Genomic DNA, 13,780 nt, shown 5'->3' on the forward strand with positions numbered 1-13,780 from the left:
CATAATACCCAATCTTGCCCAACGTGTTTAAAAGAAAAACATAAAGATAATGCTACTTTTTGTTACAATTGTGGTAGTGTTTTAAATTAAAATGAAAAAAACTACAAATACATTAATTGTTGTTGTTGGGCCTACAGCAATTGGCAAAACAGCATTAAGCATACAATTAGCAAATACGTTTGATACAAGTATAATTTCTTGTGATTCTAGACAGTTTTATAAAGAAATGAGTATTGGTACAGCTGTTCCTGAGCCAAAGGAATTAGCTGCAGCTAAACATTACTTTATTCAAAATATTAGCATTTATGATTCTTATAATGTGGGTGAATTTGAAAGAGATGCCCTAAAAAAACTGGATGAGCTTTTTAAGGAAAGTCCAATTCAAATAATGGTAGGCGGAAGTGGTTTGTATGTAGATGCTGTTTTAAAAGGTTTGGATTATTTTCCTGAAGTACCTATAAAAATTAGAGAAGAATTAACAGAAAAGCTGCATAAAGAAGGTTTAGAGGTGCTACAAAAACAATTAAAAGAATTAGATTTAGAAACCTATGAAAATATAGAGCTAGACAATCCACATAGAGTTTTAAGAGCTTTAGAGGTCTGTATTGGCTCAGGCAAACCCTACTCAACTTTTAAAAATAAACCCAAAAAACCAAGAAATTTTAATGTGATTAAAGTTGGTTTAAATGCAGAAAGAAGTATTATTTATGAGAGAATAAATAAACGTGTAGACATCATGTTAGAAAATGGATTGCTTGAAGAAGCTAAAAATCTTTATCCATATAAAAAATTAAATGCATTACAAACTGTGGGTTATAGAGAGTTATTTTCTTTTTTCGATGGAACTTTTACCAAAGAATTTGCCATATCAGAAATTAAAAAAAATACCCGAAGGTTTGCCAAAAGACAATTAACTTGGTTTAAAAGAGATACATCAGCATTATGGTTTGATTATAAAACAGATTTACAAGAAATTGTAAATGCTATAAAAGAAAAAATATATTAATGAGAGAAAAATTAATAAATATTTTTAATAAAATAATAAATTTAAAAAACAAAATTGCTTTTTTTCCTACTATAATAGCAATAGCAGGTTGTGCTTTTGCATATATAATGATGTATTTAGAAAGTAATGGTATTTCTAAGTATTTATTAGATTTTTTACCAGAATTGGTTATTAACAATGTAGAAACTGCTAGAACAATATTAACAACATTTATTGCTGGTTTAACCTCTATTATGGTGTTTAGTTTTTCTATGGTTATGATTTTGTTAAACCAAGCTTCAAGTAACTTTTCTCCAAGATTACTTCCTGGTTTAATTTCTAATAGAAAACATCAAATTGTTTTAGGTATTTATCTTTTTACAATAATCTATTGTATTTTTATTTTAGTTTTTATAGAACCATCAGATAAGAGTTATCAAATACCTGGCTTTTCTGTTTTATTGTCAATTTTTTTTATGATAAGTTCTTTAGCTGCTTTTATTTATTTTATTCATTCTATATCTCAAGAAATTCAAATAAATAATATTTTATTAAGAATTTATAAATCTGCAGAAGAAAAATTAAAAAATAAATTAACTAAAGAGTATAAAAAGGAAATAGACACCTCAAATTGGTTTGCTCATAAAACAAAAAAAACTGGTTATTTTCAGTTAATCTCTAAAGAGACTCTTATCTCTCTAACAAAAAAACATCAATTTAAAATTGGAATTAATTTGAATGAGGGCAGCTATTGCACTGTGGATTCAATACTTTTTAAAACAGATATAGAAGTAAATAATGAAATATCAGAAAAAATATATGCCAATTTTAATTTTTCTAAAGGAGAATTGATAAATAACAATTATGTTCTTGCATTTAAACAAATTACAGAAGTTGCTGTAAAATCTATGTCACCAGGTATTAATGATCCTGGCACAGCAATTAATGCTATAGATTATTTATCAGAATTATTTTTTTTAAGAGTACAAATACAAGATTTCGATTTTAAATCTGATGATGAAAACTTATTAGTAATTATAAATTCTATAAACTTTAAAAATTTATTATTTAATATTATGGTTGCATTAAGAACCTACTGCTCTCATGATTTTATAATAGTGAGTAAGCTCTTATTGTTTTTAAAAAATTTAAAAAGTAAATCAAATTTTGACGATTATAACGAAGCCATTGATAAAGAAATTAGTTATTTACTTACCGATGCAAAAACAAAAATTATTAACAAAGAAGATATTAAAAAATTAAAAAAAATGATTTAAATATCTTGAAATTATAAAAATTAACTTTTTTTAAACCTGATATTTTGGTAAGTCCCACTCTTTTATATCTTTGCCGATTCAAAATAACATCATGAAACTAAAAATTACATTATTATTAACTGCATTTTTATGTATAAATGCAATCGCACAAACTAAAGTTGGTACTATAGATAGCAATTATATAATCAATATAATGCCAGAAGCTAAAACTGTTGTAAAAATGACACAAGATTATGGTGCTAAATTAGACTCAATCTTTGTAAAAAAAGTAGATGCTTTTAAAGTAAAATTAAACGATTACAAAGCAAAAGAAAAAGAAATGGGAGAACTTGAGAAAAAAGTTGTTCAAAAAGAGTTGAATGAGTTAGACCAAAACATTCAGAAATACCAAAAAAATGGGAATACTTTAATGGGGTTAAAGAAAGACGAATTGATGAGACCTCTTTATAAAAAACTGAATAATGCTATTAATGAAATAGCCAAACAAAATGGCTACACACAAATATTAACCATATCTGGCAACCAATTTGCATATATTGATGAAAAGTTTGATATTACAGATTTAGTTATAAAAAAATTAGGTATTGTAATACCTAAAGAAGAAAAATAAATAATTTAATTTTATAAAAAAATCCTCATATTGTTAAGTATGAGGATTTTATTTATTCATATTGTTTCATTTCTTCATCGTAAAAAGCACCCGCTTTGTCCATTAAATCTGCCAATTCTGTAGCAATATCTTCCTCATTTTCCCCTGTTAAGTCTTCAAACCACTCCACTTCATCATCTTTTAAGTTGATGACAAATCTTGGAAATTCTGTATGCAATACAAAAATATCGTCAGGAAAATTGCTGTTGTCTGCCAGTAAAAATTTAGGTAAATTCATATTTATTTAATTATCTTTTAATCTATTATAACTGATTTTTCTTTGTTTGCTATTAATTTTAAAGTTAAGGAATTAAATCTAATAAACAACAAGATAGAAGCTGTTGTTAAGCCTGCTAATAAGCCTAACCAAATTCCAAAACTACCATACATTTCTTCTTTTCCTAAATAATAAGACACAGGAAAACCTACCACCCAATAAGAAATAAAAGTTAAAATAGTGGGTATTTTTACATCTTGCAAACCTCTTAAAGCTCCTAACACAACCACTTGTATACTATCTGAAATTTGGAAGAAAGCCGCAGCCAACAATAAATTAGAGGCAATTTTTAAAACCTCTGTATTGTCTTTAAAATTAGCAATATCATTCAAATCAACATAAATATTTGGCAAACTTTTATGAAAAATAAAAAATAAAATCGCAAAAAATGTAGCTAATAAAACCCCTAATAAAAATATAGAAAACGCAATTCTACGTAGTTCTTTATAATTTTGTAATCCTTTTTGATTGCCTACTCTAATCATTGAAGCCACACTTAAACCCATTGCCACCATAAACGTCATAGAAGACAGGTTTAAAGCTATTTGGTTGGCTGCTTGCGGATTTTTACCTAACAAACCACTCAACCAAATTGCGGCTGTAAAAATGGCAACTTCAAAAAACATTTGCATGGCACTTAACGAGCCTAGATTTATAATTTTTTTGATCATTAAAAAATCTAAAACAAAAAGTTGTATGTTTTTAACAATTCTACCAGAACGTTCTTTAAACCTTAACAATAACCATAAATAAATTACCATGATTATTCTTGAAGCCAAAGTACCATAAGCAGCACCTACAATACCCATTTCTGGGAAACCAAATTTTCCGAAAATTAAAATATAATTTAAAAAAACGTTTACAATATTTGCCAACAAAGTAGCGTACATAGGGTATCTGGTCATCGACATACCATCGCTAAATTGTTTTATTGCTTGAAAAACAATTAAGGGAATTAAAGAAAATGCTACCAAGTCTAAATATGGAATTGCCAAAGCAACTACTTCTTCAGGCTGTTGCATTAAATACATTAATGGTTTAGAAAAAAAAACCAGCAAAAACAATAAAATACCTAAAGTTGTACATAAAAATAAGCCATGTTTGTATGCAGATCTAGCTTGTTTTAAATTATCAGAAGAGTCTGCTTCCGCAATTAAAGGCGTAATAGCTGTAGAAAAACCAATACCTATAGACATCGCAATAAACATAAAACTATTACCTAAAGAAACTGCTGCTAATTCTGCAGTACCTAACTGCCCAACCATAATATTGTCTATAAAACTCACAAAAGTGTGCCCTAACATACCTAACATTACTGGTGCAGCAAGTTTCCAATTATATTTAAACTCAGATGTGTATTGAGAAAGATTCAATGAAATAGTTTTTTTTCGTTTGCGAAGATAAGTATTATCACCCTAAAATAAGGAGTAGAACTTATTGGTTTTAACTTAATTTTTTCAATAAAAATAATTACTTTTGAAAAACATAAAATATAGAAATAATGGCAAATATCACACTAAAAGGAAACGCAATAAATACAATTGGGAACTTACCAGAAATAGGTAGTAAAGCTCCTGACTTTAGTTTAAAAACAGTAGATTTAAACACTAAAAAACTTTCTGATTATTCTGGAAAAAAAATACTGTTAAATATTTTTCCTTCTATAGATACTGGTACTTGTGCTATGTCTGTTAGAGAATTTAATAAAAAAGCATCAGAATTAGATAATACTGTTGTTTTATGTATCTCTAAAGATTTACCCTTTGCACAAGCCCGTTTTTGTGGTGCTGAAGGTATAGAAAATGTTGAAATGTTGTCTGATTTTGCTACTGGAAGTTTTGGTAAAGATTATCAATTAGAAATTACAGATGGACCATTAGCAAATTTGCACTCTAGAGTTGTTATTGTGTTAGATGAAAAAGCAAATGTTGTTTATACAGAGCAAGTATCAGAAATTGTAGACGAACCAAATTACGAAGCTGCTTTAAAAGCTATTTAGGCGCATGAAAAACCCAAATGATAGCTTTATTAGAGGTAGAATACGCAGTTTAAAATTTGCTTTTAAAGGTGCATGGCTTTTATTAACTACAGAAGACAGTATTAAAGTACAGTTTTTTGTGGCAATTATTGCTACTATTTTAGGGTTTTATTTTCAGATTTCTAACGTCGAATGGATGATACAGTTTCTAGCCATAGGCGTGGTTTTAGTGGCAGAATCCTTAAATACTGCTGTAGAAAAGATTGCAGATTTTGTGCACCCAGATTTTCATGTAAAAATAGGATTTATAAAAGATATTGCAGCGGGTGCACCTACTTTTGCAGCTATTATATCTTTAATTATTGCCTGTATCATATACATTCCAAAATTCAATTTGCTATTTTAGCAAAGTCTCTTTAAATAATTACATAATTAATGGCAAAAAAGAAACTTAGCAGTAAAAAGGCGATAAAATCAACAGGTGATAAAACCAATATATTGGCTTTTTTAAAAACAAAACAAGCAAAAACTATTATTGCTGTTTTTTTAATGTCTTTTGCTACTTTTTTATGTATTGCTTTTATCTCTTTTTTCTTTAATTGGCAAGAAGACCAAAGCACCTTAACAAAACTTACAAACAAAACTGTTAAAAGCAAAAATCTGTTAGGTAAAATTGGTGCTAGCCTAAGTCATTTTTTTATTTACAAAGGTTTTGGATTGGCTTCTTTTATGATTGCCTTTCAAATATTTATAACAGGTTTACACATTCTTTTTCAAAAAAAACTATCAAAAATTATTATTTCTTGGAACTGGTCTTTAATTGCAATGCTTTGGATTTCTGTAACTTTAGGATTTTTAAATGCTAAATTTGCTCTTTTATCTGGTATTGTTGGTTTCGAAATTAACGAATACCTGCAAACCTTTATAGGTAAAACAGGTTTGGCAATTGTATTAATTTTCTTTTTTATTGCCTATTTAGTAATACGTTATAAAGTTAGTTTTGATGCATTTATTGATAAAATAAAACAAAAAAGAGAGGCTGCAAAAACAGCAGCAATTTTACAAACTGATGTTGAAGAAACTGTTTCAGATACTAAACTAACAGCAGATGTAGAAAATACAGAAACAACCAACACCATTTCTTTTAAAGATGATAAAAAAGAAAAGTCTGAATTCGAAAAATCCTTAGAGGATTTAAAACCTACGATTTCTAAATATTCAGACGTTTCATCAAAAAAAGAGCAGGAAATATCTTTAGAAATTGAAGAAAACTTAGAACCAGTATTAAAAACAGAAATTACTAAAGAAGAAGAAACTGTTGCAATAGATGTAGAAACTGTTGCTGAAGAAGAATCATCAACAGAAAACTTGTCTGATAGATTGGTAAAAGATTTTGGTGAATTTGATCCAAAACTAGAACTTTCTAACTTTAAGTTTCCAACATTTAACTTATTAAAACAATACAATGAAAGTATTTCTATAGATCCAGAGGAATTAGAAGCAAATAAAGACAGAATTGTAGATACTTTAAAAAATTATAAAATTGGTATCGAAGAAATTAAAGCTACAGTTGGACCAACAATTACGTTGTACGAAATTGTACCAGAAGCTGGGATTAGAATATCTAAAATTAAAAATTTAGAAGACGACATTGCTCTTTCTTTGGCGGCTTTAGGTATTAGAATTATTGCACCAATTCCGGGTAAAGGTACTATTGGTATAGAAGTACCCAATAAAAAATCTACTATTGTTTCTATGCATTCTGCTATTTCATCAAAGAAATTCCAAGAATCTAATATGGAGTTGCCCATTGCTTTAGGTAAAACCATTTCTAACGAAACCTTTGTAGTAGATTTGGCTAAAATGCCTCACCTTTTAATGGCAGGTGCCACTGGGCAAGGGAAGTCTGTAGGTTTAAATGCAGTTTTAACATCCTTATTATATAAAAAACATCCTGCAGAAGTAAAATTTATTTTAGTTGATCCTAAAAAAGTAGAACTAACACTTTTTAATAAAATAGAACGTCATTATTTAGCTAAATTACCAGACACAGAAGAGGCTATTATTACAGATACAAGTAAAGTAGTTACAACTTTAAATTCTTTATGTATAGAAATGGACAATCGTTACGATTTGTTAAAGGCAGCTATGGTTCGCAATATAAAAGAATACAATGCTAAATTTAAAAGTCGTAAATTAAATCCAAATGATGGACATCAATTTTTACCATATATCGTATTAGTAATTGATGAATTTGCAGATTTAATAATGACTGCTGGTAAAGAAGTAGAAACACCCATTGCACGTTTAGCTCAGTTAGCAAGAGCTATTGGTATTCATTTAATTGTGGCTACCCAAAGACCTTCTGTAAACGTTATAACAGGTATTATTAAAGCAAATTTCCCTGCTAGAATTGCGTTTAGAGTAACCTCTAAAATAGATTCTAGAACCATTTTAGATGCACCTGGTGCAGATCAACTTATTGGACGAGGAGATTTATTATTTTCTGGAGGAAATGAAATAAATAGAATTCAATGTGCTTTTGTAGACACACCAGAAGTAGAAAAAATAACCGATTTTATTGGTTCCCAAAAAGCCTATTCAGAAGCGTATCAATTACCAGAATATGTAGATGATGAAAGTGGCACAAGTATTGATATTGATATAGCAGACAGAGATAAACTGTTTAAAGAGGCCGCAGAAATTATTGTAACAGCACAACAAGGCTCTGCTTCTTTATTACAAAGAAAGTTAAAATTAGGATACAACAGAGCAGGTAGATTGATAGATCAACTAGAGGCAGCTGGTATTGTTGGCGGTTTTGAAGGCAGTAAAGCAAGACAAGTTTTAGTGCCAGATTTAGTAGCACTAGATCAATTATTAGAAAATGAAAAAAATATTTAAAATGAAAAAAATAACAATTTTATTTTTAGGTTTACTATTAACAACAGTTGCTTTTTCTCAAGATTCAGAAAAAGCAAAATCTTTATTAGATGAAGTTTCTACAAAAATGGGAGCATATAAAAATATGTATATTGGTTTTAGTCAAACATTAAGTAATGAAGATGCCGGCATTAAAGAAGGTGATGAACCACCAATAAGAGGAGAAATAAACCTACAAGGAGAAAAATATAACTTAAATTATTTAGGCAATCAATTTATTTATGATGGTAAAAAATTATATGTTATCAATCACGAAGAAAAAGAAATATCAATTTCAGAAGGAGATTTAGACGACGATGATGGTTTTGTATATCCGTCTAAATTATTAACTTTTTACAAAGAAGGTTATAATTTTAAAATGGGAAAATTACTAAATACAAAAGGAAGAAAAATACAATTTGTAATATTAAACCCTATAGATAGTAACTCCGAAATAGTTCAAGTAGAGTTGGGTGTAGACGCTAAAACCAAACATATTTACAAATTGATACAAACAGGTTCTAATAGCTCTAAAACTACTTTTACAATTACCGAATTTAAAAAGAATGAAGATTTACCAAAAAACTTTTTCAGTTTTAACAAAGACAAGTTTTTAAGTAAAAATTACACTATCGACTAATTTTTTCAATTAACAATAAATTAGTAGCTTATTATTATTTAAGCAAGTACTTTTGCGACAATGAAAATTTTAGATAAATACATCTTAAAAACTTTTTTAAGACCTTTTATAGCTACATTTTTAATCGTGCTCTTTGTATTGGTAATGCAAATACTTTGGCAAACGTTTGAAAATATAGCAGGAAAAGGAATTAGTCTACCTTTTATTTTTAAATTTTTATACTATACAGCTTTGGGTATTGTGCCACAAGCATTACCAATAGCTGTTTTACTATCTTCCATAATGGCATTAGGTAGTTTGGGTGAAAACTACGAGTTTGCCGCTGCTAAATCAGCTGGTATTTCATTACAACGCTTGGTAAGGCCACTCATAATTTTAACGCTAATTTTTAGTGGGATTAATTTCTTATTTTTAAATAATATTTTTCCGTATGCAACCTTAAAGCAACGTAATCTTTATTATAATATTAAAAAGAAAAAGCCAGCAATGGCTTTGGTTCCTGGTAGTTTTAATAGTGATATACCCAATTATCAAATAAAATTTGATGAGAAGTACGGTGAAGAAGAAAATCTCTTAAAAAAAGTATTAATTTATGATTTAAGTAATAGAAATGGGAACACGAAAGTAATTACAGCAGAAAGAGGAAAAATTTTATCAGAAGAAGGCAGTAGATACATGACCTTTATTTTATATGATGGCTATTACTATGAAGATCACACAAAATCTACAAAATCTTTAAAAAAGAGAAAAAAAATGCCTGCATCGCAAGCAACGTTTAAAGAGTATGAATTTAATATAGACATTTCTAATGTGGTTGGAGATGGTAAATTAGACGAAGAAAGAGTTAAAAACAGTTATAATATGAGAACTCTAGACCAGTTAAATGATACCATACCTGTATTAAAGGCCAGCTACAACGAATTGCTAGCAGCAAGAGCAAAAACCATAGCCTCTATTACTACCGCGAAGAATTTATACAATTATAAAGACTCTTTAAAAACAAAATATATAGACTCTACCAACGTTTTAAACAATTTCGATTTAAAAGGAAAAATTAGTATTTTAAATTCTGCAAAAGCAAAAATAAGTTCTGCTTTTAGCAACGTAAAAAATAATGTAGAAGGTCTAAAATGGAAAAGAAAAACTTTAAACTTTTTTGATTCGGAATATTATGGTAGAATTGCTCTTTCATTTTCCTGTTTAATATTATTTTTTATTGGAGCTCCTTTGGGCTCTATTATTAGAAAAGGTGGTTTTGGTTTGCCAATGATTTTGGCAATCGCTATATACGTACTCTACTTTTTTGGAAATACAATGGGTAAAAACTTAGCAGAAGAAAGTTCCATATCTTCTTTATTAGGCGCATGGGTTTCTACAATGGTTATGGTTCCATTCGGGATTTTCTTAACCAGAAGAGCCACTAATGACAAAGGTATTTTTAATGTTGATGCCATAACACAACCAATAATTAATTTCTTTAAAAAATTTAAGTCTAAAAAAGACATTTAAATATATGACTAGTTTACAAAATAAAAAAAGTACAAAATTACATAACATTGCAGATGCCATCGAAGATATTAGAAATGGTAAAATAATCATTGTTGTAGATGATGAAAACAGAGAAAATGAAGGAGATTTTTTAGCAGCTGCAGATAAAGTTACTCCAGAAATGATCAATTTTATGGCAACGCATGGACGTGGTTTAATTTGTGTACCACTTACAGAAAATCGTTGTAAAGAGTTAGATTTAGGAATGATGGTTTATAATAATACAGATCCTATGGAAACTGCATTTACAGTATCTGTAGATTTACGTGGCAAAGGAGTTACAACAGGTATTTCTGCGTCTGACAGATCATTAACCGTTAAAGCTTTAATAGATAAAGATACCAAACCGTTTGACTTGGCAAGACCAGGACATATTTTTCCGTTAATAGCCAAAGAAGGTGGAGTTTTAAGAAGAACTGGACATACAGAAGCTGCTATAGATTTTGCACGTTTAGCTGGTTTAGAACCTGCAGGGGTTATTGTAGAAATAATGAACGAAGATGGAACAATGGCACGTTTACCACAACTTTTAGAAGTGGCAAAAAAGTTCGATATTAAAATTGTTTCTATAGAAGATTTGGTTGCTTATAGAATGGAACATGACTCGCTAATAGAGAAAAAAGAAGATTTCAATATCAATACACGTTTTGGCGAATTTAGATTAAGAGCTTACGAGCAAACTACTAATAATCAAATACATATTGCATTAACCAAAGGTTCTTGGTCTAAAAATGATAGTGTTTTAACACGCGTAAATTCCACATTGGTTAATAATGATATTTTAGGTACATTAACCAATAACGCAGATAAAAAGCTAGACCAGATGTTTAAAGTGATTAATGATGCTGGTAAAGGAGCTATCATTTTTGTGAATCAACAAAATCAATCTCAAAATTTAGTTAGTAGACTAAAAATATTAAAAGAAACCCAAGAAAAAGGCATAATGAAAGCACCAGATATTAAATTAGATAACAAAGATTTTGGTATTGGTGCACAGATTCTACACGATTTAAATATTAGCAAACTAAAACTAATAACCAATTCGCAACAAACTAAAAGAGTGGGCATTATTGGTTATGGCTTAGAGATTGTCGATTACATTGGGTATTAAGATAAAGTTTTTAATTAAAAAATAAGATAATTTTTAAATCATAATCACTTTAAAAATTTAAAATCTTTGAAACTATAAACCTAAACAACCACCTCTCTCCCACTTTCTAATTCAATAGGCTGCTTATTTTGTTGAAAAAATCTTGCAGTTAATTTTCCTTGTAGCATAATCTTGTTGTCTTTAACCTCAAGCCAGCTACCTTCTCTTAAACCCAACACTGGTGTGTCATTAAAAACATGAAACTCTTTAATTCTAGTTTCGCGAGTTTCACCCATGTGTGTAGAATCTTTTACAGGGTCTAAATAATGTGCATTTATATTAAAAGGTATACAACCTAAAGTTTTAAAACTTGGTGGATATACTATCGGCATATCATTGGTATTCATCATAGAAACCCCACAAATATTACTGCCTGCGCTGGTACCTAAATACGGTACACCTTTTTCTACAATTATTTTAAGTGATGGTAATACCTCTTGTTTATAAAGTTGATTTACTAATTCAAACGTATTTCCACCACCTGTAAAAATTCCTTCTGCTTCTAAAATTGCTTCTTTGTAATTATCAAATTCATGCAAACCTTTTACATCAATATTTATGGTTTCAAAAGCTTTTTTAGCAATGACTGTATAGTCTTTGTAAGAAATTCCACCTGGTCTTGCAAAAGGAATAAACACAATACTTTTAACGTTTGCAAAGTGTTTTTTTAAGGTAGGTAATAAATATTCTAAATAACCACTTTCAAAAATGGTAGATGTGCTTGCAACAATCATTTTCTTCATATTTTCAAAATTAAAGATTTTATACTACATATTATAAATTAACAACTTTTTATAATTCCTTTAGTAGAGTTTTAAGAGCGTATGTTGTTTTATTTGTAAAAATCAACCAAATGAAACTAAAAATACTTTTCATTTTTTTAGTTGCCTATTTATCTTCCACTGCTCAGAACAAAAATATTTTTTTTAAAGGAGAAATAGTAGATGCTACAAAGGCCATTAAAAATGTACATGTTATAAATCTTACCAATAATAAAGGTACATTTTCTAATGAAAGTGGTTTTTTTAGCATTCCCTCCAAAACCAATGATACTTTAAAAATAACTGCCATTGGTTTTAAAACCAAAAGAATTATCATAAAACCTTTTCATATTAGAGAGTATAAAAATGTTATAGTTTTAGAAAAAGAAATTTATAATTTAGATGAAATAGTACTTAAAAAGCATAACTTATCAGGTTTTTTAACTTCAGACATAAAAAAAACACGCATAACATACAAAGAAAAAGCTGTAGAAAGTTTAGTAGAACAAATAAAAAATATGACCTTTTATGATATCTCTAAAATGCCTGTGGATTTTAGAGAAGCACATCTAACAAAACCTACAGAGGTAAGATTACCAGATAATAAGTTTGAAGGTTTTGGAACCGCAATTGGTTTAGGTAGCGTTTCTAAAACAAAATCAATTTCAGAAAAACTAGAAGAAGAAAAACAAATACCAGACAAAATATTAAGCGAAATTGGTTCTTATTTTTTCTTTACAGAATTAAAAATTCCAGAAGAAAAATACTATCACTTTATCACCTTCTGTTCTTTTAAAAATTTATTTGAACTTTATAAAAAAAAGAAAAAGTTTAAAGTAATACAACTATTAAAACAAGAGAGTAAAACATACTTAAAAGCAATAAAAGAAAAATAGCGAATCTTTAACAGAAATTTAGTCCATAATTTCTTATCTTTAAATATCAATTAACGTAATTTGTAAGACGATAAATATTTTATATGCTAAAAAAAATACTCCTATTAATTTTATTTTCTTTTGTTGTAAATACTTCTTATTCTCAATTAAGAAGAACAATAATTAATGGTAAAGTAACAGATTCTTTAAGCACGGTTAGAAATGCCAATATCATCAACTTAAAAACCAATCAAGGTACTTTTACTTCCGATAATGGCGAGTTTAGAATCTTTGTAAAAGAAGGAGATTCATTACGTTTTTCCTCTGTACAGCATATTACAAAATTTGTAATTGTTAAAAAAAATAACGTATTAGAAAAACTACTAAACGTAAAATTAAAATACAAAACCATTATTTTAGATAGTATAGAATTAAAAAGACATAATTTAAGTGGTAGATTGGGTATAGATACCAAGGATGTACCTACAAATAAGAAGGATTCGCTTTTAAGAGAAGTGATGGATTTTTCTAAAGTAGACATGAAAGTAGTAGGCCCAATAGACGAAATAGACAAAGCCAAACCACCATTAAATAATACAGATCCAACTGTAAATTTTGCAGGTGCTGGTGCTGCTGTTGTGATGCCTTTCAAATATTCAGAACGTTTGTGGGCTTTAAGAAAAGAGTTGGCTAGAAAAAAAGATTTCCCATATAAAAT

General features: G+C 28.6%; 14 protein-coding genes. 11 read left to right on the plus strand and 3 right to left on the minus strand.

All coding sequences use genetic code 11. The annotated features are described in order from the left end of the window. The first annotated feature begins 91 nt into the window (after positions 1-91). The 3 genes from miaA to ACTG3S_RS01835 all read left to right on the plus strand — a co-directional run bounded on the left by miaA (position 92) and on the right by ACTG3S_RS01835 (position 2,872). Complete coding sequence (miaA, locus tag ACTG3S_RS01825; protein ID WP_439127672.1) at positions 92-1,006, plus strand: tRNA (adenosine(37)-N6)-dimethylallyltransferase MiaA; 915 nt, start codon at positions 92-94, stop codon at positions 1,004-1,006. Next, positions 1,006-2,262, plus strand: a complete 1,257-nt coding sequence (locus tag ACTG3S_RS01830) for a DUF2254 domain-containing protein (RefSeq protein WP_439127673.1) — start codon at positions 1,006-1,008, stop codon at positions 2,260-2,262. The genes miaA and ACTG3S_RS01830 overlap by 1 nt, the downstream gene beginning before the upstream one ends. Before the next feature lie 91 nt (positions 2,263-2,353). Next, positions 2,354-2,872, plus strand: coding sequence for an OmpH family outer membrane protein (locus ACTG3S_RS01835; RefSeq protein WP_439127674.1), 519 nt, complete (start codon positions 2,354-2,356; stop codon positions 2,870-2,872). Between the two features lie 52 nt (positions 2,873-2,924). Here the strand turns inward: ACTG3S_RS01835 and ACTG3S_RS01840 are convergent, their stop codons facing one another. Both ACTG3S_RS01840 and ACTG3S_RS01845 read right to left on the minus strand, forming a co-directional pair. Beyond that, positions 2,925-3,149 carry a hypothetical protein gene (locus tag ACTG3S_RS01840; protein ID WP_438988461.1) on the minus strand — a complete coding sequence of 75 codons (225 nt, stop codon included), beginning with the start codon at positions 3,147-3,149 and terminating at the stop codon, positions 2,925-2,927. 17 nt (positions 3,150-3,166) lie between these two features. Further along, the gene (locus ACTG3S_RS01845; protein WP_439127675.1) at positions 3,167-4,561 is read right to left on the minus strand and encodes an MATE family efflux transporter; all 1,395 of its coding nucleotides are present in this window, start codon (positions 4,559-4,561) and stop codon (positions 3,167-3,169) included. A 128-nt stretch (positions 4,562-4,689) separates the two neighbouring features. Between ACTG3S_RS01845 and tpx the strand changes: the two genes are divergently transcribed. From tpx to ribB, 6 genes are read left to right on the plus strand one after another with little or no spacing between them, the layout of a single operon-like run. Then, a complete protein-coding gene (tpx, locus tag ACTG3S_RS01850; RefSeq protein ID WP_439127676.1) occupies positions 4,690-5,187 on the plus strand; it encodes a thiol peroxidase in 498 nt (165 codons plus the stop codon). Between the two features lie 4 nt (positions 5,188-5,191). After that, positions 5,192-5,572, plus strand: a complete 381-nt coding sequence (locus tag ACTG3S_RS01855) for a diacylglycerol kinase family protein (protein ID WP_439127677.1) — start codon at positions 5,192-5,194, stop codon at positions 5,570-5,572. Between the two features lie 29 nt (positions 5,573-5,601). Beyond that, on the plus strand, positions 5,602-8,070 hold the full coding sequence (locus tag ACTG3S_RS01860; RefSeq protein WP_439127678.1) for a DNA translocase FtsK 4TM domain-containing protein: 2,469 nt from the start codon (positions 5,602-5,604) through the stop codon (positions 8,068-8,070). Between the two features lies 1 nt (position 8,071). Beyond that, positions 8,072-8,728, plus strand: coding sequence for a LolA family protein (locus ACTG3S_RS01865; protein WP_439127679.1), 657 nt, complete (start codon positions 8,072-8,074; stop codon positions 8,726-8,728). 60 nt (positions 8,729-8,788) lie between these two features. Then, the gene (locus ACTG3S_RS01870) at positions 8,789-10,237 is read left to right on the plus strand and encodes an LptF/LptG family permease (RefSeq protein ID WP_439127680.1); all 1,449 of its coding nucleotides are present in this window, start codon (positions 8,789-8,791) and stop codon (positions 10,235-10,237) included. 4 nt (positions 10,238-10,241) lie between these two features. Next, positions 10,242-11,387 (plus strand): 3,4-dihydroxy-2-butanone-4-phosphate synthase, encoded by a 1,146-nt coding sequence (gene ribB / locus ACTG3S_RS01875; RefSeq protein ID WP_439127681.1) that lies wholly within the window; start codon positions 10,242-10,244, stop codon positions 11,385-11,387. Positions 11,388-11,467: 80 nt separating this feature from the next. On the opposite strand, the gene pepE is transcribed toward ribB, so the two are convergent. Next, the gene (pepE, locus tag ACTG3S_RS01880; RefSeq protein WP_439127682.1) at positions 11,468-12,169 is read right to left on the minus strand and encodes a dipeptidase PepE; all 702 of its coding nucleotides are present in this window, start codon (positions 12,167-12,169) and stop codon (positions 11,468-11,470) included. Between the two features lie 110 nt (positions 12,170-12,279). Between pepE and ACTG3S_RS01885 the strand changes: the two genes are divergently transcribed. After that, positions 12,280-13,083 carry a carboxypeptidase-like regulatory domain-containing protein gene (locus ACTG3S_RS01885; RefSeq protein WP_439127683.1) on the plus strand — a complete coding sequence of 268 codons (804 nt, stop codon included), beginning with the start codon at positions 12,280-12,282 and terminating at the stop codon, positions 13,081-13,083. An 83-nt stretch (positions 13,084-13,166) separates the two neighbouring features. After that, positions 13,167-13,780 (plus strand): hypothetical protein (locus ACTG3S_RS01890; protein WP_439127684.1); only part of this gene is annotated, 614 nt, incomplete at its 3' end.

Source organism: Polaribacter sp. (assembly GCF_965656025.1).
Classification (GTDB): domain Bacteria; phylum Bacteroidota; class Bacteroidia; order Flavobacteriales; family Flavobacteriaceae; genus Polaribacter.